The 19,091-nt window shown below is 66.0% G+C and carries 17 protein-coding genes; 9 read left to right on the top strand and 8 right to left on the bottom strand.

The annotated features are described in order from the left end of the window. Positions 1-213 precede the first annotated feature (213 nt). Both GcLGCM259_RS04740 and GcLGCM259_RS04745 read left to right on the top strand, forming a co-directional pair. Entirely contained in the window at positions 214-2,904 is a 2,691-nt protein-coding gene (locus tag GcLGCM259_RS04740; protein ID WP_138174347.1) for a M14 family zinc carboxypeptidase, read from the top strand. 441 nt (positions 2,905-3,345) lie between these two features. After that, entirely contained in the window at positions 3,346-4,866 is a 1,521-nt protein-coding gene (locus GcLGCM259_RS04745) for a DUF5129 domain-containing protein (RefSeq protein ID WP_138174349.1), read from the top strand. A gap of 31 nt (positions 4,867-4,897) precedes the next feature. On the opposite strand, the gene GcLGCM259_RS04750 is transcribed toward GcLGCM259_RS04745, so the two are convergent. Both GcLGCM259_RS04750 and GcLGCM259_RS04755 read right to left on the bottom strand, forming a co-directional pair. Continuing rightward, positions 4,898-5,944, bottom strand: a complete 1,047-nt coding sequence (locus GcLGCM259_RS04750) for an alcohol dehydrogenase catalytic domain-containing protein (RefSeq protein WP_138174351.1) — start codon at positions 5,942-5,944, stop codon at positions 4,898-4,900. A 69-nt stretch (positions 5,945-6,013) separates the two neighbouring features. Next, the gene (locus GcLGCM259_RS04755) at positions 6,014-7,246 is read right to left on the bottom strand and encodes an MFS transporter (RefSeq protein WP_138174353.1); all 1,233 of its coding nucleotides are present in this window, start codon (positions 7,244-7,246) and stop codon (positions 6,014-6,016) included. 134 nt (positions 7,247-7,380) lie between these two features. Here GcLGCM259_RS04755 and GcLGCM259_RS04760 point away from each other — a divergent pair, with 134 nt between their 5' ends. Further along, entirely contained in the window at positions 7,381-8,295 is a 915-nt protein-coding gene (locus tag GcLGCM259_RS04760; RefSeq protein ID WP_138174355.1) for a helix-turn-helix transcriptional regulator, read from the top strand. Between the two features lie 119 nt (positions 8,296-8,414). Here the strand turns inward: GcLGCM259_RS04760 and GcLGCM259_RS04765 are convergent, their stop codons facing one another. From GcLGCM259_RS04765 to GcLGCM259_RS04785, 5 genes are all read right to left on the bottom strand, one after another. Next, on the bottom strand, positions 8,415-8,930 hold the full coding sequence (locus GcLGCM259_RS04765) for a phosphoribosyltransferase (RefSeq protein ID WP_138174357.1): 516 nt from the start codon (positions 8,928-8,930) through the stop codon (positions 8,415-8,417). A 166-nt stretch (positions 8,931-9,096) separates the two neighbouring features. Then, a complete protein-coding gene (locus tag GcLGCM259_RS04770) occupies positions 9,097-9,471 on the bottom strand; it encodes a PH domain-containing protein (protein WP_054821355.1) in 375 nt (124 codons plus the stop codon). A 67-nt stretch (positions 9,472-9,538) separates the two neighbouring features. After that, positions 9,539-10,171, bottom strand: a complete 633-nt coding sequence (locus tag GcLGCM259_RS04775; protein WP_138174359.1) for a rhomboid family intramembrane serine protease — start codon at positions 10,169-10,171, stop codon at positions 9,539-9,541. A 94-nt stretch (positions 10,172-10,265) separates the two neighbouring features. Continuing rightward, positions 10,266-10,784 (bottom strand): GNAT family N-acetyltransferase, encoded by a 519-nt coding sequence (locus GcLGCM259_RS04780; protein ID WP_138174361.1) that lies wholly within the window; start codon positions 10,782-10,784, stop codon positions 10,266-10,268. A gap of 111 nt (positions 10,785-10,895) precedes the next feature. Continuing rightward, a complete protein-coding gene (locus GcLGCM259_RS04785) occupies positions 10,896-11,867 on the bottom strand; it encodes a quinone oxidoreductase family protein (protein ID WP_138174363.1) in 972 nt (323 codons plus the stop codon). A 223-nt stretch (positions 11,868-12,090) separates the two neighbouring features. Between GcLGCM259_RS04785 and argC the strand changes: the two genes are divergently transcribed. From argC to GcLGCM259_RS04815, 6 genes are all read left to right on the top strand, one after another. Next, positions 12,091-13,122, top strand: coding sequence for an N-acetyl-gamma-glutamyl-phosphate reductase (gene argC / locus GcLGCM259_RS04790; protein ID WP_138174365.1), 1,032 nt, complete (start codon positions 12,091-12,093; stop codon positions 13,120-13,122). Positions 13,123-13,169: 47 nt separating this feature from the next. Further along, on the top strand, positions 13,170-14,369 hold the full coding sequence (gene argJ, locus GcLGCM259_RS04795; RefSeq protein ID WP_138925922.1) for a bifunctional glutamate N-acetyltransferase/amino-acid acetyltransferase ArgJ: 1,200 nt from the start codon (positions 13,170-13,172) through the stop codon (positions 14,367-14,369). 88 nt (positions 14,370-14,457) lie between these two features. Continuing rightward, positions 14,458-15,375, top strand: a complete 918-nt coding sequence (argB, locus tag GcLGCM259_RS04800) for an acetylglutamate kinase (protein WP_138174399.1) — start codon at positions 14,458-14,460, stop codon at positions 15,373-15,375. Beyond that, positions 15,372-16,625, top strand: a complete 1,254-nt coding sequence (locus tag GcLGCM259_RS04805) for an acetylornithine transaminase (protein ID WP_138174369.1) — start codon at positions 15,372-15,374, stop codon at positions 16,623-16,625. Before argB ends, GcLGCM259_RS04805 begins: the two co-directional genes overlap by 4 nt. A 3-nt stretch (positions 16,626-16,628) precedes the next feature. Beyond that, entirely contained in the window at positions 16,629-17,588 is a 960-nt protein-coding gene (gene argF / locus GcLGCM259_RS04810) for an ornithine carbamoyltransferase (RefSeq protein WP_138174371.1), read from the top strand. Position 17,589: 1 nt separating this feature from the next. After that, a complete protein-coding gene (locus GcLGCM259_RS04815) occupies positions 17,590-18,093 on the top strand; it encodes an arginine repressor (protein WP_054821945.1) in 504 nt (167 codons plus the stop codon). Between the two features lie 445 nt (positions 18,094-18,538). On the opposite strand, the gene GcLGCM259_RS04820 is transcribed toward GcLGCM259_RS04815, so the two are convergent. Continuing rightward, entirely contained in the window at positions 18,539-19,090 is a 552-nt protein-coding gene (locus GcLGCM259_RS04820; RefSeq protein WP_138925923.1) for an O-acetyl-ADP-ribose deacetylase, read from the bottom strand. Position 19,091: the final 1 nt, after the last annotated feature.

Consider the following 19,091-nt stretch of genomic DNA (forward strand, 5'->3'; position numbering starts at 1 on the left):
GAGATACCGAAACTGCTCGAAGACAAAACCTCACAGAAACCAAGAACCCGCAGACGTTTTTCAATTGTGGTGCTCACAGGGCTCACATAGATTGTTCACAGTCCCACAAGGACTCGATCACGTGATTTTTGGCCATACGGCTACCAGACCTTTCTGCAGATCCAAATACAACCTGCCTCCTTGTGCAGGTGCTGACTCAAGGGCGAGAAAGTAATGAAAGCTCGAAAGCGCGTGTTAGGCGGTATAGCGTTTGCCGCCATGGTGGGCCTTGTGGCTTCACCGGCTGCCGGAGGACATGTTCCAGGGGCACAACTCTCGGTTTCACCGAGCATGGAGAACAAAATCTCCGGGATTCCCACACCGGCTGATTACTTCGGATTTGAAATTGGAGATGAGGGCAAGCTCGCTGATTTCGAAACGATTAAGAAGTACTTCCAGCTCATTGCGGAGAAGTCCGCGGAGGCTGATTACGAAGTCGTTGATCAGACCACAGACGGAGATGACTATCCCCTTCTCCGAATGAGTTCCGAAGAGAACTTGAACCGCTTGGACGACATCCTAGCGATCAACAACCGCCTTGCGGATCCCAAAGCCCTGGCAGCCGAAGCGAAAAAGCAAGGAGTTTCAACTGATGACTACGCCAGAGAGTTGGCCAAGACTACAGTTCCTGTCTATTACGTAGAGGCCTCCATCCATTCCACCGAAGTAGGAACGACTCAGGGGCTAATCAACGTGGTCCATAAACTGGCCACCGAAGACTCGGACGAGACGAAGAAGATTTTGTCCAACATGGTCGTCGTGGTCGTTCCATCCGCCAACCCTGACGGTCAAAAAATGGTCGTCGAGTACTTCAACAAAACGGCGGGGACTAAGTACAACCGGACGTACCCGGACCTTTATCACCGGTATGTTGGTCACGACAATAACCGAGACTGGTTCATGTACACACAGAAGGAATCGCGCACACGGCTAGGAATCGAGCAGAAGTATCGCCCGGTGGTCCAGCACTACATGCATCAAGCGGGAACACTGAGTCCTCGTGCTTGGGTTCCACCATGGGATGAACCACTCTCGACTGCGATAGACCCGAAAACTGTGACCGGCAGTAATTCCGTAGGAATGGAAGCACAAAAGGACCTGATAGCCGAGGGCTTGTCAGGAGTCCAACATGATGATGCGTATGGCATCATGTGGAACGCGGACGTCGCGGGTTATGGTTCTTTTCAGGGCACATCTGTATGGCTCAGTGAAATCGCTTCGAATAGGGATCTTGCTTATACCTTCGAGGACGAGAAGCTCGATGACCAACCTGCGACAATGCGGAACCCTAATCCCTACAGGGCGACATCTTGGACCTTCAAGCAGAACGTTGACTACCAGGTGAAAGCCGCGCTGAGCGGAATGAACACGGTAGCGGAGGACGCGCAAGACTTCCTCTACAACAACCTCTACCAATTCACGCGAGATACTCTCGATTGGGAAGCCAGTGCATACGCGTATGTCGTACCGGCCGAGCAACGCGACCCGTACGCAGTTTACGAGATGCTGAACATTCTCAATCTGGGCAAGGTCGAAATTGAGCGTGCAACGAGGAGCTTCCACGCCGACGGGCAGAAATACGACAGGGGAGCCTACATTATCCGGACTCAGCAACCACTGGGCCGCTGGGTCGATCAGCTGTTGAGAATTGACGAATATCCGGATAGCGCGCGCAAGTGTACGAATGGTTGCCCGTTGATCATGCCGTACAGTGAAACAACTGACAATCTCGCCCTGTTCTTCGGGGTTGATGTGAAAGCCATCGATTCAAAATTCAAAGCAAAAACGGAATCGGTGCGCGAAGTCGTACAGGAATCGGTGCGGCTGCCCAGGGACCCCGGCCGTAAGGGGGCTTACGTCCTATCGCCGAGTTCCTACGGGCTAGGCAAGATAATTGATGCTCTTCAGGACGAAGGCGTTGTCACATACCGAGCCAGCTCCAAAGTGAAGGTTTCAGGGGAAACCTTGCCCGAGGGCGCCTTGCTAATACCATCAGGCAAGAAAGCGCGACAGACTCTTGAACAGGCAGTGAAGGATACGGCCCTTCCAGTGCATGCGATTTCTAAGATGCCGAAAACCTCAGCCATCAAGCTGAAGCAGAACACCCGCGTGGGCTTGGTCAGAGGTGCCAACAACATGCCCGGTGGTTGGATGATGTGGATGATGGATCAATTTGGAATGAATTACGAGGTGGTTGAGGCGGAGGACTACAACAATCTCAGTAAGAAGTTTGACACCATCGTCCTTGCTCCCGGTATTACAACGGAGCGGCTAACAAAGGGACTCGATACCAGTAAGTATCCGGAGGAGTTCGCGTGGGCGGCGGGCGTTCCAGATGGAGCGAAGAAGTTGAAAAACTTCGTGAAAAAGGGTGGCAACCTTGTCGCTTTGGGCTCCGGATCGGAGACCGCAATTAGCGCTTTGGATCTACCGGCCAAGAATATCCGACCGGAGGATAGGGAGACGTTTAATGCCCCAGGTGCACTGCTTGCCCAGACCTATGATGTTTCGAAGCCGGCAGCGTGGGGGATGCCAAAGAATTGGCCAACTTGGTACAACAATGACGCTGTTTTCACTGTAAAGGAGAAGAAGGCCCGAGTTTCCACCTACCCGACCAAGGGCGATTTGCTAGTCAGTGGCTACGCCAAGGGTACTGACGCAATTGCTGGTGGAACTAATATTGCGCAGTTCACCTACGGTAAGGGCAATGTGACAATTGCCGGCGGACATATCACCTTCCGCACTTGGCCACGAGCAAGTTGGACAGTCGTTACAAATGCGATTTACAACGGTGCCGGTGAACGAGTAACTCGTGCAGACTTGTCAGAGGAAACGAAGGGCAGTGGCAACAATGGATCAAAGTAGTGATCTAGGTAAATAATTAGACCGATCAATAGGGGCTCACGGCGTTTGCTTTGAGCCCCTATTGCTTGCCAGCCGCCCGGACGTCCTGCTGCTGTCGGCTGCGGTGATGACTCTCGAATTGTTCCTGTTGTGCCTGCCTACCCGGATTGTCGCCGCTACCGCAAAGCGTCTAGTTAATGTCTAGAGGAAAGGCCAGCCACTGTCTGACTCGAGCGCTAGGCAAAACGGGTGGTGCGGCCTATTGGCAGTCGATCTGCCGCGTTACTACCCTGAATGCCGGGTGGCGCTCCTGCCGATTACCACGGGGCAGGCGATCAGCGTGCCCTAAGCTGGCATGCCGTTCTCGCGGGTCGAGAGCAGTGACAAATATGCGTCTATGGATAGGATGAAGATAGACCAACCTCCGCACGAACTAGTCAGCAGCCTGGGAAGGGAACCCCAATGTCTCAAGTCAGCCTCCCGATTCGAACCGCCGCCGCCTCAGCGGTGGCGGCCCTGGGATTGCTGGGGATCCTTCCTGCAGCCCACGCCGCCCCGGCCGTAACCGTTCCCGCCGGACAAAATCTGGAATCTGTGACGGTGAACGACACCGCCGGGGTGATCAACGAGGACCGGGTACGGGAGGCGCTGGAAGAGGTCGACTTCTACGAGCCGACCAAGGTTGTTGTCTACACCCGCGAGGGAAACTACGCGGACAACATCAACACCAAGACACTGCTCTATGCCCGTACCGCGCACCCCGAGTGGATCTCACAGAAGCCAGAGGACCACGGCGATTACTGGGCGGACGGATATTTCATCATCACCCTTTCCCTTGAGGGCCCGGACTCCGGGCAGGTCGGAACCTATTTCGGCGAAGACCGGAAGGTCAGCGACGAGCTGATGGAAAAGATCCACGAAGCGGGTTATGAGGACTTCAAACAAGCCCGCTGGAGCGACGGGATCATTGCGGTGGCGACCGAAGGAGCCGCGTTCATGAACCGGCCCTGGTATAAAAACCCCGTGGTGTGGGTGGTAACCGCTGCGGGTGGGGGCGTGGGTGGCATCGTTTGGGGCAGTGTCGCCAAGGTGCGTTCGAACCGGCGCAAGAAATTTGCTGACCAGTTGAAGACGGGGACGACGCACCTGACGAACGTGACCATGGACCTGGACACCACTGAGTTGGCGGCCCGGACCTTGCCCACGGGCTCCCACCATGCCGCGGACCTGGAACGCCGGTTCGCCGACTTCGTCGCCAGCTACCGCTCCTCCTTCACCGAACAGCAGGAATTGGAAGCTGCCACCAAGAAGGAACGCTCCTCTGCCCAGGGGGTGGTACGTACCGAGAACTTCCTGTCCGCCGCCCAAGAGCTGGATTCCACCGATGATGCGATCATCGCCGCCTCGGCCCTCTACACGCGGTCCGCCACCTGGGAAACGGCCTGGCGGGCCCAGACCGCGCCGCTGCTGGAGGACCTGGAGCAGATTCCGCAGCTGGTCAAGGACGCCGAAGCAGGAACCGAGGCGGCAGGGGCCGCACTGGAATCCTTCCGCCACACCGCCGTGGACGAGGCACAGTTCATCGGCACTGAGCTGAAGGCGGAGGTGATCGACGCCGATACCGCCCTGGACCGGTTGGCGCAGCTGCGCGAGCAGCTGACTGAGAAACTGGAGGACTTTGCCACGGCCCAGATCGATGCCTACGCCCAGAACGATGACGAGAAGGAGGACATGCGCCGCAAGATGCGCGAGTCACGCTCCTCCTACTCCCAGCAGCGGCGCGGCGGCGGTTCAATCCTGGACGTGACCAGCCCGGCCGGCATGTTCTGGCGCGTACAGGCCTACAACACGGGCTACAGCTCCGGGGTGAGTTCGGTGACCTCATCCCGTGAGGCCGCCAGTTCCCCCTCTTCCGGGATCTCCCACGGGTATTCCGGAGGCGGCGGCAGCTTCTCCGGGGCCGGCGGCTCCTCCCGGTTCTAACTTCACCGCCGGGCCCGGGTAGGTGCCGATGCTAGGGCCGGATCAGCACCTTCAGATTCCTGCGCTCAGCCATGTCCCGGTACCCTTGCGGCACCCCATCCAGATCGGTGGCCACGTCAAAGACCTTTCCCGGCTCAATCCGGCCGTCCAGGATAAGCGGCAATAACCGCTCGATGTACGCCCGGACCGGGGCGGGCCCGCCAGCTAGGCGGATATTGTGACGGAACAGGCTGCCAAAGCCGATCGGAGCCTGTTCATACTGGGGGACGCCCACCCGGCTGATGACCCCGCCGGGGCGAACCACGCCGTACGCCTGCTCGTAGGCGGGGTAGTGGCCCACCGCTTCAAGTACCACCTCGGTGCCGTGACCCCCGCTGAGCTGGCGAACCCTCGCGATGCCTTCCGCCCCGCGTTCGGCGACCACCTCGGTCGCCCCGAACTCCCGGCCCAGGGCGGTGCGCTTCTCGTGGCGGCCCATGAGGATGATTTGCTCGGCTCCCAGCAGCCGGGCCGAAAGCACCCCCAGCAGTCCCACCGCGCCGTCACCGATCACTGTCACCCGGCTGCCCGCCGCCACCCCGCCCATGACCGCCGCATGATAGCCGGTGCCGAGCACATCGGCCAGGGTCAGCAGGGAGGGCATGAGCTCCGAGTCCGCGGCGACCGGCAACTTGACCAGGGTGCCCTCGGCCAGGGGCACGCGCACCGCTTCGGACTGACCGCCCTCGTTGGGAACCCCGCCATCCCAGAAGCCAGCTTGGCTGTGGCTGCAGGAGGTGTGGAGGTTCTGCCTGCAGAACTGGCAGCTGTTGTCCGAGATCGCGAACGGGCAGACCACCAAGTCGCCGGGCCGCAGCGTCGTCACCGCGGTGCCGACCTGCTCGATAATCCCGATGAACTCGTGCCCCATTCGGACCGGGACCGGTTGTGGTTCCATCGAGTGGTAGGGGTGCAGATCGCTGCCGCAGATGCAGGAGGCAGTGACCCGCACCAGGGCGTCGGTAGGCTGTTCGAGGCGGGAGTCGGGAACGTTTTCAATCCGAACGTCGCCGGCCTGGTACATCAGTGTTGCGCGCATGTTGGGTCTCTTTTCGTGTTGACTATTTCGGTACTGGGTAAGAGCGGGAACATGAAAGCCGGGTTGAGCTCAGCTCCTGGCCGCGGAGGAGGGTGCGCCGCTGCGGCGCCGCTGCGTTATCGCGAGCGCGATCACGGGAACCAGGGCGAGCGCCGCGATGAGCGCACCGACCATCAGTGGGCCGTTGGTCCCGGCGCTGGTCTCCAGGGCCCGTCCGCCGGCCCAGGAAGCCAGGGCCGTTCCGGCGTTGAACGCGGCGACGCTCAGCGCCGAGCCCAGGGTTGGGGCCCGGTCGACGTAGCGCACCGCCAATGAAATTAACACCGGGTTGGCCCCGAGGCCGAACAAGCCCAGCAGGGTGCTCAGCAGGGTGGCGACCACCGGGGCGTCGCTGCACAGCATGAGCGCCACCAGCAGCAGCACGGTCATCGCCGGGGCAATGATCGTGGTGGTGTGCGGGCGTGCATCACCCAGCCGGCCGCCGAACAGCGAGCCGAGCAGTGAGCCGACGCCGAACGCGGCCAGCACCAGCGGCACCAGGGACGCGGGCATCGCGAAGTTCTCGGTGAGCAGCGGTGAAATATAGGAGTAGGCGGCCAGCACGCCACCGGTGGCGCCGGCGCATCCGGCCAAGGCCAGCCACAGCCGCCCCGAACGCAGGGCTCCCAGTTCGCTGCGGATCGGCCCCGGACGGCGCGGCGGCCGCTGGTGCGGGACCTGCCGGGCAATCAGCGCCACCGCGGCTGCGGCTAGAACGGCCAGGCCAACAAAGGCGCCCCGCCAGCTGAACAACTGCCCAGCGAGCGCACCCAACGGCACCCCCAGTACGGTGGCCAGCATACCGCCGGCGTTGACAACCCCCACCGCCCGAGAGGACGTTCCGGGGGCGGCCAGGCTCGTGGCCACCACCGCCGCGACCGCCCAGAACGCGCCGGTGGCCAGCGCCGTGATGAAGCGGGCGGCCCCCAGCACCGCGAAGCTCGGGGCGAACGCCGCGACCAGGTGGCCGGCGGCGAACACTACCAGTGCACCGATCAGCGTCCAGCGCCGGGCGATGCGCCGGGTTGCCACCGCCATCATGGGTGCGCCCACAATCATGCCCACGGCAAAGATGGTGATCAGCTGCCCGGCCTGGGCGAGGGACACCTCCAGGTCCGTCGCCATCGCCGGCAACAGGCCCGCAACCAGGAACTCGGTGGTGCCCATGAGAAACACTCCCAGGGCCAGGGCATAGATTGCCGGGGACAGGCGGTGGCCGCTGGGGGCGGCCGGGTCGTATTCCAGCGCGGTGCGTTCAGACATCGGGCTCCTTGGGACTGCTCGGGGATACTCTCACCCTCCATTTCACCGCCGCGGCCAGAAATGGGGGAGATCGGGTTTATGGGGGTAGAAACACCACCCCCTTGACGTGCCCGGCCCGGCGTACCGTTATAGGCATGGACAATCGCGCAGACATCAGGGACTTCCTGGCCAGCCGCCGGGCCCGACTCACCCCGGACGTGGTCGGGCTGCCCACCAGCGCTCGCCGTCGGGTGCCGGGCTTGCGCCGTGAGGAGGTTGCGGTGCTCGCCGGAGTAAGCACCGAGTGGTACACGCGCCTGGAAAAGGGACACATCGCCGGGGTGTCGGAAGACGTGTTGGATGCAGTGGCCGATGCGCTGCGGCTGAATGAGGAGGAACGCGGTTACCTGTTCGACCTGGCCCGCGCCGCCAAACCGGCGCACCGCAAGGCCACCCGGCGACGGGAGGTGCCCTTGGCCCCGCCGGTGCAGTGGATGCTGGACTCCGTGACCCTCTCGGCCGCGTTCGTGCGCAATGGGCGCCTGGACGTCATCGGCTCCAACGCGCTGGCCCGGGCACTGCACGCGCCGATGTTCGACAGCTCCACCACCACCGCCCACGGCGCCGCGAACTTCGCCCGCTACCACTTCCTGGATCCCGGATCCCGCGACTTCTTCCTGGAATGGGAGTCTGGTGCGGCCGCGACCGTGGCGCTGCTGCGCGCAGAGTCCGGACGCGAACCCCACGACAGGGTGCTGCGCGAATTGATTGGGGAACTGTCAACGCTCAGCGACGACTTCCGCCGGCTCTGGGCCTCCCACGAGATCCGCCAACGGCATGAAGGCACCAAGGCCCTGCAGCACCCACAGGTCGGTGAGATCGAGCTCACCTATCAGTCGGTGAACCTTCCCACCGCACGCCGCGCCTGGCACGACCTGTCGTTCTATACCGCCGAGCCGGGTACCAAGAACGAGGAAAAGCTGAAGCTGCTGGCAAGCCTGAACGCTGCACCGGCACTGGGCGGCAGCGGTGTGGGCAACGATCGCGGCGCAACGAACACCCCGGGCTGACGCTGTATCACCCGGACAGCGCGGCCGGTGCGCCTGGGCTGGAGCCGGCGCACGGTGCCTGTTTAAACGCCAGGAGCCGGAAACGTCAGCAGACGCTTCCGGCTCCCAAGCTGATGGGGCTACTTGCCGGCGGTCACCGGCGGCAGGGCCGACCAGGGGAAGGTGATCCACTTGTCGGTGCGGCGCCACTCGAAATCCGGTTCCTTGATGGTGCGCGGCTTGGTGTAGAGGCACACGGTCTTGACCTCGGAACCCCACTCGCCGACCAGGTCAACGACCTTGGCCAGGGTGCGCCCCGAGTCCGAGACGTCGTCCACCACCAGCACCTTCTTGTCGCGCAGGTGTCCCTCGTCCAGCAGCGGCGGCAGCACGACCGGCTCGGGCAGCACCGTGCCAATCCCGGTGTAGAACTCGACGTTCAGCGCGCCGCACGCCTTCACGCCCAGCGCGTAGGAAATCGAACCGGCCAGCAGCAGGCCGCCGCGGGCGATCGCCAGCACCACGTCCGGCACGAAACCGGTATTCACGATGGTCTGGGCTAGCTCACGTGAGGCCTGGCCAAACTGGTCCCAGGTCAACACTTCGCGTTCTGGCTCGGGCAGGACATCTGCTCCGGAATCATCAAGGGCTGTCATTCTTCCAATGCTAGCGGCCCGAGGAGGCTTTAGGCGGTGGATCCCGAAGTACTTTTCTGCACCTTCGCCCGTGACGTTCCCGACGCCCGTGACGTTCCCTACGGCCGCTTCGCCTCCGCCGTACCGAAGCGGAACACCGGCAGGCTGCTGAACAGGGGACAGGGCGCTACAGGACGTAGGAGGCGATCAGCTTGGACAGGGCCCGCACGTCGACCTTGCCCTTGAACTCCAGGCGGACCTTGCCCAGTCCGCTAAACCACAAATCCAGCTCGGCATCCAGGTCAAGGGTCCCGGCCGTCTCGACGGAGAACGCCTGAACCTTCGAATAGGGCAGTGAGGTGTAGTCCCGCTTCTTGCCGGTAATGCCCTGGACGTTAAGCGCGATCAGGCGCTTGTTCGTGAAGGCCACCGAATCGCGCACGCCCTTGAAGGTCGCGAGCAGTTCCTCACCCGGCACCAGCAGCGGCGTGAGTTCCGGGGCCAGATCGGCCATGTTGCTGGGGCTGAGCTTGAACACCGAGGAGTTGTTGAAATCGATCATGGCTTGACTCTAGCCGGAGCGCGGGACATTCAGCTCCCGGGCTGCAGGCAGCAAACGCTTCGCGGCCTCAGCGCTCCGGGAGGCTTCTTCGCCGCCGCTGTCCGTCGAAGGCCAGCGCCGTGAACGCGCCCAACGCGGCCGCGCCGCCGTGGATATCCCCGCTCACGAGCAACCCCATCACACACAGCAGCCCCAGCGAGCCCGAGGCGCGGGCCACCGGAATGCCGCTGCACGCGCCGCGCACCAGCAGGGAACCGGCCAGCCCGAACACGAGCACCGAAGAGCCCGCGCCCACCGGCTGCACCAGCCACCCCCACACCTGGGCGCCGATACCCGACACGAGGGCTATGAGAATCCAGCGGCGCCATCCCCATACCGCTTCGGCCAGCAGCCCGATCCAGAGCAGCGCCGCCAGGTTCCAGATCGCGCCGCTCAGCCAACCGTCCTGGACCAGCAGCGCGGTCACCAACCGGTAGGGCTGGTGCAGCCATGCGGAAAACCCGTTGCGTTGCCATTCCCCGAGCAGGAACGGTGCCACCGCGAGCTGCAGCGTGCAGGAGACGCCGATGAGCACGACGGCGCTGAGCGTGGCCACCGGGCGAGAGCGGGGCCGCTGCCTGCTCGTCCGGCTAAACTGCCAGCAGGCCGACGCGGCGCAAAGCACCACCAGGTAGGGGATCGTCGTGGTGACCCAGGACATGGATTCCTCCTTTCACCCCTGATCGGCGTGGGGATAACCGGGGTCCGGCTGCGCCGTGCTGCGGCCCGCAGGGCCGGCGCAACGGGCCGGGTGATCAGTCGGCCAGCTGCGAGGACGCCCGCCAACGGTATACCAGCAGGCCCTCCTGCGCCGGGCCGGCCACAAAACCGCGGCGGGTCAGCGCCCGAACCGATGCAACATTGGTGGTGTGCACCCGGGCGGTGAGCACTGGCGCCCCGAACACCCGCGGGATCAGTTCCTGGGCGGCGTGCACCATTGCCCCGCCGATTCCCTGCCCCCAAAACGCCGGAGCCACCCAATAGCCGATTTCCACCTCGTGCCCGCCCCGGGTGGCGACCAGCAGCCCCGCATCCTGCGGCGGCGAGGCGTGGTTCTGCTTCTGGGCAATGAACCAGCGGCTGGCCCCGGCCTCCTCGACGGCGGTGCCGGCCAAGGCCCGCCGCGCCCGCTCGGCAACGCGGGCTTCCTCCCAGGGCTGCCCGTCACCCACGAACCGGGTGACCTGCCGGTCGCGGGCCAGGGCGGAAAAGAAGGGCAGATCCGCAGCGGCAAAAGGGCGCAGGTTCAGCGGCGGGTTTTCGGGCATCGGCATGTCGCACTTCCTGTTGTCCGGTGTTGGTTGGTTGGTTCGGGGTGAAAACCCGATGGCCGCCGCCTTCCGGGCAGGAAAGCGGCGGCCATCGGCGGCGGGGTATCTGCCTGCCTACGGAATCAGCAGCACCTTGCCGGTGGTTTTGCGTCCCTCCAGGGCCCGGTGTGCCTCGGCCGCCTCGGCCAGTGGATATTCCTGCCCCACCCGCACATCGATCTTGCCCTCGGCGACCCAGCCGAACACGTCCCCGAAACGCCAGCCGCGTTCCTGCGGGGTGGTCAGGAAGTCCCCGAGCTTCGGGCGGGTGACGCTGAGCGACCCGCCGGCGTTCAGCCGCTGCAGGTCCAGCGGCGGCACCTGGCCGCTGGCCCCGCCGAACAGCACCAGGGTGCCGCGCCGGCGCAGCGCCGCCAGGGACATCTCGAAGGTGTCCTTGCCGATCCCGTCGTACACCGCGTGCACGCCCTGGCCCTCGGTAACCTCCTTGACGGTCTGCGGCACCTGGTCGTAGTCGACCACGTAGTCCGCCCCGGCGGCCTTGGCCAGGTCCTTCTTCTCCTGGGTGGAGGCGGTGGTGATCACGGTGGCGCCCTTGAGCTTGAGCATCTGGGTCAGCAGCAGCCCCACCCCGCCGGCCCCGGCGTAGGAAAGGATCACATCCCCCTCACGCACCATGTAGCTCGAATGCATCAGGTAGTGGGCGGTGCAGCCCTGCAGCGGCAGGGCGGCGGCCAGGCGCAGGTCCACCTTCTCGGGCACCTTGCCCAGCACCTGGGCATCGACCACCGCGTACTGCGCGTACCCGCCGGTGGCCTCGGAGGTCGCGACCCGGTCCCCGACCTTTAGGTTGCGCACCTCGGAGCCAACCTGTTCGATGGTCCCGGAAATCTCCGAGCCCAGCGCGAACGGGTACTGGACCTGGTAGACGCCCGAGCGCTGATAGGTTTCGATGAAGTTCACCCCGACCGCGGCGACCTTCACCAGCACTTGGCCCGGCCCGGGGGAGGGGATCGGTTCCTCCACCAGCTCCAGCACCTCGGGGCCCCCGGCCTTGGCGGCCACGATCTTCTGCTGCTTGCTCATGCGTGCATCATCCCCTTGGTCATTCGGTGCAATCCTGATTGTTCAACTTCGGCCCACCGCGCTCGCCGGGTCCGCGCCGGAGCGGGGCAGCGGGTGCGGGGCCGCTACTGCCAGTCTAGGACCGCCGCGGCCCGGGGGCGCGAAGAGATGACGACAAAGTTCAGCCCGCGCAATCTATGAATAAATATTAGGTTTCATGCATATCCAGCGGTAGAGTTGCCACATGACGTTTTCAGTAGCTGTCTCGGGCGCCAGCGGCTATGCCGGTGGCGAAGTACTTCGCCTGCTGGCCAACCACCCGCAGGTCACTATCGGAGCGGTCACCGCCCACTCCCAGGCCGGAAGCCGGCTGGGCTCCATCGCCCCGCACCTGCATGCGCTGGCGGAGAAGGTGCTGGTCCAGACCACCGTTGAGAACCTAGCCGGGCACGACGTGGTGTTCCTGGCCCTGCCGCACGGGGCCAGCGCCGAGATCGCCGCCCAGCTGCCCCAGGACACGCTGGTGATCGACGCCGGCGCCGACCACCGGCTGGCCTCCGCCGAGGCCTGGGCCAAGTTCTACGGGGAAGGCTATGCCGGACACTGGCCCTACGGGCTGCCCGAGCTGCCCGGACACCGCGAGGCGCTGCGCTCCGCCAAGCGCATCGCCGTGCCCGGCTGCTATCCCACCGGCGCCCAGCTGGCCCTGGCCCCGGGCTACTCGGCCGGGCTGCTCGAACCGCAGGACGTGGTGATCGTCTCGGCCTCCGGGGTCTCGGGGGCCGGCAAATCCGTCAAGCCGCACCTGCTGGGCAGCGAAACCATGGGCTCGATGAGCCCCTACGGCGTGGGCGGCGGGCACCGCCACACCCCGGAGATCGAACAGGGCCTGTCCCGGGTGGCCGGCGAGCCGGTCAGCGTCTCCTTCACCCCCACCCTGGCCCCGATGCCGCGCGGCATCCTGACCACCGCCACCGCCCGGGTCAAGCCCGGCACCAGCCAGGACCAGCTGCGCGCCGCCTGGCAGCGCGCCTACGCCGCCGAACCCTTCGTCACCCTGCTGCCCGAGGGCCAGTGGCCGGCCACCGGCAACGTGACCGGCAGCAACCAGGTGCACCTGCAGCTGGCGTTCGACGAGCACGCCGGGCGGGTGATCGTCTGCGCGGCGATCGACAACCTGACCAAGGGCACCGCCGGCGGCGCCGTGCAGTCGATGAACATCGCCCTGGGGCTGGCGGAAACCACCGGGCTGACCGGGCAGGGGATCGCCCCGTGAACCCGCAGCACGATCCAGCGAACCACCCACAGAGGAACGGTGCCACAATGAGCCAGACCCAGAACCCGGATAACCAGGACCCCGGACCCACCGGGATCACCGCCCCCCGGGGCTTTGCCGCCGCCGGGGTGCCGGCCGGGCTGAAGTCCACCGGCGCCAACGACGTGGTGGTGGTGCGCAACCTCGGCCCGAGCCGCGCCGCGGCCGCGGTGTTCACCTCCAACCGGGTGGCCGCCGCCCCGGTGCTCTACTCGCGCCAGGTGATCGGCGACGGGCGGGCCGACGCGGTCGTGCTGAACTCCGGCGGGGCCAACGCCTGCACCGGCGCCGAGGGCTTTGCCAACACCCACCGCACGGCCGAATACGCGGCCGGGCTGCTGGGGATCTCCGCGGCCGACGTGCTGGTGGCCTCCACCGGGCTGATCGGCATGCAGCTGCCGATGGACAAGCTGCTGCCCGGCGTGCAGCGCGCCGTCGACGCCCTGGACACCACCGCCGAGGCCGGGCTGGCCGCCGCCACCGGCATCATGACCACCGACACCGTGCCCAAGCAGGCGGTGCGCCGCGGCGCCGGGTACACGATCGGCGGGATCGCCAAGGGCGCGGGCATGCTCGCCCCGGGCCTGGCCACCATGCTGGTGGTGCTCACCACCGACGCCCAGCTGCCGGCCGCGCAGCTGGACGCGGCGCTGCGCGCGGCCACCGCCGCCAGCTTCGACCGGGCGGACTCCGATGGGTGCATGTCCACCAACGACACCGTCGCCCTGCTGGCCTCCGGCGCCTCGGGCGAAACCCCGGACACCGGCGAATTCACCGCGCTGCTCACCGAACTGTGCCAGGAGCTGGCCCGGGCGCTGATCGACGACGCGGAGGGCGCCGAGCACACCATCGAGGTGCGCACCGTCAACGCCGCCAGCGAGGCCGACGCGCTGGAGGTCTCCCGCGCCGTGTCCCGCTCAAACCTGGTCAAGACCGCGATCTTCGGCCGCGACCCGAACTGGGGCCGGGTGCTCTCCGAGGTCGGCACCACCGCCGCCGCCTTCGAACCCGATCAGCTGAACGTGTCGATCAACGGGGTCATGGTGTGCCGGGCCGGGTCGGTGGGCGAGGACCGCGACCTGGTGGACCTTGAGCAGCGCCAGGTGCTGATCGAGATCGACCTGAACGCCGGCACCGAGCAGGCCGCGATCCTGACCAACGACCTCACCCACGCCTACGTGCACGAGAACTCCGCCTACTCCAGCTAGGAACCGCCCACCCATGTCAAGCACCCAGCAACCCAGCCCCAGCAAAACCGGCGAGCAGCCGGGCACCGGCCGGCCGGCGTCCCCGCCCATGCCGGAGCCGACCGGCATGGACCTGGCCCAGCGCAAGGCCGAGGCGCTGATCGAGGCGCTGCCCTGGATCCAGCGCTTCGCCGGGACCACCATGGTCATCAAGTACGGCGGCAACGCCATGGTCAACGATGGCCTGCGCCGCGCGTTCGCCGAGGACATCGTGTTCCTGCGCCACGCCGGGATCAACCCGGTGGTGGTGCACGGCGGCGGCCCGCAGATCAACGCGATGCTGGACAAGCTGGGCATCGAATCCGAATTCCGCGGCGGACTGCGGGTGACCACCCCCCAGGCCATGGACGTGGTGCGCATGGTGCTCACCGGCCAGGTGCAGCGCGACCTGATCGGGCTGATCAACTCCCACGGGCCCTACGCGGTGGGCCTGTCCGGGGAGGACGGGGCCACCCTGCAGGCGGTGCGCGCCGGCACCACCGTGGACGGCATCGAGGTGGACCTGGGCCTGGTCGGTGAGGTCACCGCGGTGCGCACCGACCAGATCGACAACCTGCTGGCCGCGCAGATGATCCCGGTGCTCTCCACCGTCGCCCCGGAAGTGGGGGCCGACGGGGAGCCGACCGGGGCGGTGCTGAACGTGAACGCGGACACCGCCGCCGCGGCGCTGGCCGCCGCCCTGGGGGCCAGCAAGCTGGTGATCCTCACCGACGTTGAGGGCCTGTACGCGGCCTGGCCGGACAAGTCCTCGCTGATCTCCTCGCTGACCAACGATGAGCTGCGCCGGATGCTGCCGTCCCTGGTCTCCGGGATGATCCCGAAGATGCGCGCCTGCCTGGCCGCGGTGGACGCCGGGGTCTCCCGCGCCCACATCGTCGACGGGCGCCAACCCCATTCGATGTTGCTTGAAGTGTTCACCACCGCCGGGGTCGGAACCCAGGTGGTGCCCGGAAAGGACGAGAAATGACCTCCCACCCCCATCAACCCGACGCGCTGGCCGCCCTGGGCGCACTGACCTCCACCGCGCTGACCGAACGCTACTCCTCGGCCCTGCTGGGGGTGTTCGGCACCCCGCAGCGGGTGCTGGTGCGCGGCGCCGGCTGCCACGTCTGGGACGCCGACGGCCGCCAGTACCTGGACCTGCTGGGCGGGATCGCGGTCAACACGCTGGGCCACGCCCACCCGCTGCTGAACTCGGTGATCTCCTCCCAGCTGGCCACCCTGGGGCACATCTCCAACTTCTTCACCTCCCCGGCCCAGGTCGCGCTGGCCGAAAAGCTGCTGGAAATCTCCGGCGCCCCGGGCGGTTCGAAGGTGTTCTTCGCCAACTCCGGCACCGAGGCGAACGAGGCGGCCCTGAAACTGGCCCGGCGCAACGCCGGCACCGCCCAGGCGCCGCGCACCAAGGTGATCGCCCTGGAAAACGCGTTCCACGGCCGCAGCCTCGGCGCGCTGTCGCTGACCTGGAAGCAGGCGTACCGCGAACCGTTCGAACCGCTGCCGGGCAACGTGCAGTGGGTGCCGGCCGGGGACATCGAGGCGCTGCGCGCGGCGGTGGACGAAACCGTGCAGGCCGTGTTCATCGAGCCGATCCAGGGCGAGGCCGGGGTGCGCGAACTGGACCACGAGTACCTGCGCGCCGCCCGGGCCATCACCCACCAGGCCGGGGCGCTGCTGGTGTTCGACGAGGTGCAGTCCGGCATGGGCCGCACCGGCCAGTACTTCGCCTCCGCCCCGGTGCTGCCCGATGCGATGACCCTGGCCAAGGGGCTGGGCGGCGGGCTGCCGATCGGGGCGATGATCGCGTTCGGGCACAAGGCCGCGGACCTGCTGCGCCCGGGGGACCACGGCACCACGTTCGGCGGCAACCCGGTGGCCACCGCCGCCGCCCTGGCCACCATCCACGTGATCGACAAGGACGAGCTGCTGGGCCACGTGGCCGAAACCGGGGAATGGCTGCGCGCACAGCTGCAGGGCATCGGCGGGATCAGCGCCGTGCGCGGGCGCGGGCTGCTGCTGGCGTTCGACCTGGACAAGCCCATCGCCGCCGCGCTGGTGCCCGCCGCCCTGGACGCCGGGTTCATCATCAACACCACCGGGCCGGCCACCATCCGCCTGGCCCCGCCGCTGGTCATCACCCGCGACCAGCTGTCCACCTTCATCGCCAAGCTGCCGGCCCTGATCGGCCAGGCACTGCTGACCCACAAGGAGAACTAGCCCATGGCAACAACCCGCCACTTCCTGACCGACCTGGACCTCTCACCGGCCGAACAGCGCGAGGTGCTGGATTTGGCGCAGGCGATGAAGGCCGACCCCTACGGCTACACCCCGTACGCCGGCCCGCAAACCGTGGCGGTGTTCTTCGACAAGACCTCCACCCGCACCCGGGTCTCCTTCCACGCCGGCATCGCCGAACTGGGCGGCTCCCCGCTGATCATCAACTCCGCCGAATCCCAGCTGGGGCACAAGGAGTCCATCGCCGACTCGGCCAAGGTCCTGGAGCGCATGGTCTCCACCATCGTCTGGCGCACCTACGCCCAGGCCGGGCTTGAGCAGATGGCGCAGAACTGCGCGGTGCCGGTCATCAACGCCCTGTCCGACGACTACCACCCCTGCCAGCTGCTGGCAGACCTGCTCACCGTGCGCGAGCACAAGGGCGAGCTGGCCGGGTTGAGCCTGGCCTACCTGGGCGACGCGGCGAACAACATGGCCAACTCCTACCTGCTGGCCGGGGTCAACGCCGGCATGCACGTGCGCATCGCCGGGCCCGAGGGCTACCTGCCGGCCGAGCCGATCGTCGCCGCCGCCCGCCAGCGCGCGGAGGCCACCGGCGGCTCGGTCACCATCACCACCGACGCCGCGGCCGCCCTGGCCGGCGCCGACGTGGTCGCCACCGACACCTGGATCTCCATGGGCCAGGAGGATGAGAAGGAGGCGCGCCTGGGCCTGTTCCGCGACTATGCGCTGAGCACCGAGGCGATGGCCCACGCCAAGGACGACGCGATCGTGCTGCACTGCCTGCCGGCCTACCGCGGCTACGAGATCGCCGCGGAGGTCATCGACGGGCCGCAGTCCGTGGTGTTCGACGAGGCCGAGAACCGGGTCCACGCCCAAAAGGCCATCATGGCCTGGCTGCTGCACGCCTCCGGGCTGGCCGCCAGCGTGCGGGAAGCGAAGTAGCATGGCTGCCCAACCCAGCACCAAGACCGCCCGCCAGGCGCGCATCCGCACCTTCCTGGGCAACCACTCGGTCAAGTCCCAGGCCGAACTGCTCGCCCTGCTCAAGGACGACGGGCTGGAAGTCACCCAGGCCACCCTCTCCCGGGACCTGGTGGAAATCGGCGCCGTGCGCATCCGGGACACCTCCGGGCAGCTGATCTACGCGGTGCGCCAGGAAGGCGGGGACCGCTCCCCGCAATCCGCGCTCACCCAGGAGGTGCTCGACGCCCGGCTGTCCAAGATCTGCCAGGAGCAGCTGGTCACCGCGGAAGCCAGCGGCAACATCGTCGTGCTGCGCACCCCGCCGGGGGCTGCGAACCTGCTGGCACTGGCCATCGACCACTCGCAGATCCCCGCGATCCTGGGCTGCATCGCCGGTGATGACACCATCATGGTGATCACCCGTTCGCCCGATGGCGGCGCCGAGGTCGCCAGCCGCTTCCTGCAGCTGGCCGACACCAACTAGCACCGTTCTGCCCGCACTCGATCCGGGTTTGGCCCGCAGGGCGGGTCCCGGGGTGGGGTGTGGTGGGCCAGCCACCGGTGGTGGCTGGCCCACTGGTGTTTCCGGCCGGTGTTTCCCGGTGGCTGTTTCCCGCCGGTGGTCCCCGAAAGAATTTTGGGGTTCGTGGGTTATCCCCATCCAAAAACCGGCCCCGGGCCAGACGAACCCGCCAAAGCCAGACGGCCCGCCACCGGATGCCACCAAACGCAACAGCAGTCGTCGTCGGCGGTCGAGGACCGGGCCGGGTCCTGGGCAGGACCCGCCAGCGGCCACCCCACCTAAAGCAGCCGACAGCTAACTTTTGCTGCAGTGCTTCGCAAGGTTGATTCCCGGAGCAAACACGACGGCGGTGTGCTGCAGTCGATGCAGTACACCGCCGTCGCCTTGCCCAACGACAAGCTGCAGGCTAGGCAGCCAGCTCTTCGATGCTTTCCATTCCAAAGGCATCTTCAAAGGCCTTCTGCACTTGATCGGTGTGGGAGACCAGAATGATCCGGTGAATGGAAGTGACGTGCTTGTTGGTCTCAACCCAGTCGCCGATGGCCTTGGCAGCAATTTCGGCCACTTGCTGTGCGGGCCAGCCGAAGGCCCCAGCACCAATGGCGGGGAATGCGACGGAATGAGCATCATGGCGAGTAGCCACGTATAGCGAGTTGGTGAAGCAATCAGAGAGGATCTTCGGGTTCGCCTTGCCCAGATTCAGGTTGGGTGCCGCGGTGTGAATGACCCACCGCGCATCCAGTTTTCCGGCCTTGGTCGCGACCGCAATACCTGAGGGAATGCCATCGGGGTACTGGTTCTTGCGCACTGCACGGCACGCCGCCAGGAGCTCAGGGCCGGCGGCCTCGTGGATGGCGCCATCAACACCACCGCCGCCGAGCAGTGACGGGTTGGCAGCATTCACCAAAGCCTCAGCCCCGACTCGCGTGATATCCCCGCGTACGAGTTGGATTTCCATG

The organism is Glutamicibacter creatinolyticus (assembly GCF_006094275.1).
Lineage (GTDB): Bacteria > Actinomycetota > Actinomycetes > Actinomycetales > Micrococcaceae > Glutamicibacter > Glutamicibacter creatinolyticus.

Coding starts and splice junctions, on each gene's coding strand:
- GcLGCM259_RS04770 (WP_054821355.1), bottom strand. CDS start 9,471: ATGATCGATTTCAACAACTCCTCGGTGTTCAAGCTCAGCCCCAGCAAC.
- argB (WP_138174399.1), top strand. CDS start 14,458: ATGCCGGAGCCGACCGGCATGGACCTGGCCCAGCGCAAGGCCGAGGCG.
- GcLGCM259_RS04765 (WP_138174357.1), bottom strand. CDS start 8,930: ATGACAGCCCTTGATGATTCCGGAGCAGATGTCCTGCCCGAGCCAGAA.
- argJ (WP_138925922.1), top strand. CDS start 13,170: ATGAGCCAGACCCAGAACCCGGATAACCAGGACCCCGGACCCACCGGG.
- argF (WP_138174371.1), top strand. CDS start 16,629: ATGGCAACAACCCGCCACTTCCTGACCGACCTGGACCTCTCACCGGCC.
- argC (WP_138174365.1), top strand. CDS start 12,091: ATGACGTTTTCAGTAGCTGTCTCGGGCGCCAGCGGCTATGCCGGTGGC.
- GcLGCM259_RS04740 (WP_138174347.1), top strand. CDS start 214: ATGAAAGCTCGAAAGCGCGTGTTAGGCGGTATAGCGTTTGCCGCCATG.
- GcLGCM259_RS04780 (WP_138174361.1), bottom strand. CDS start 10,784: ATGCCGATGCCCGAAAACCCGCCGCTGAACCTGCGCCCTTTTGCCGCT.
- GcLGCM259_RS04750 (WP_138174351.1), bottom strand. CDS start 5,944: ATGCGCGCAACACTGATGTACCAGGCCGGCGACGTTCGGATTGAAAAC.
- GcLGCM259_RS04775 (WP_138174359.1), bottom strand. CDS start 10,171: ATGTCCTGGGTCACCACGACGATCCCCTACCTGGTGGTGCTTTGCGCC.
- GcLGCM259_RS04785 (WP_138174363.1), bottom strand. CDS start 11,867: ATGAGCAAGCAGCAGAAGATCGTGGCCGCCAAGGCCGGGGGCCCCGAG.
- GcLGCM259_RS04805 (WP_138174369.1), top strand. CDS start 15,372: ATGACCTCCCACCCCCATCAACCCGACGCGCTGGCCGCCCTGGGCGCA.
- GcLGCM259_RS04760 (WP_138174355.1), top strand. CDS start 7,381: ATGGACAATCGCGCAGACATCAGGGACTTCCTGGCCAGCCGCCGGGCC.
- GcLGCM259_RS04755 (WP_138174353.1), bottom strand. CDS start 7,246: ATGTCTGAACGCACCGCGCTGGAATACGACCCGGCCGCCCCCAGCGGC.
- GcLGCM259_RS04745 (WP_138174349.1), top strand. CDS start 3,346: ATGTCTCAAGTCAGCCTCCCGATTCGAACCGCCGCCGCCTCAGCGGTG.
- GcLGCM259_RS04820 (WP_138925923.1), bottom strand. CDS start 19,090: ATGGAAATCCAACTCGTACGCGGGGATATCACGCGAGTCGGGGCTGAG.
- GcLGCM259_RS04815 (WP_054821945.1), top strand. CDS start 17,590: ATGGCTGCCCAACCCAGCACCAAGACCGCCCGCCAGGCGCGCATCCGC.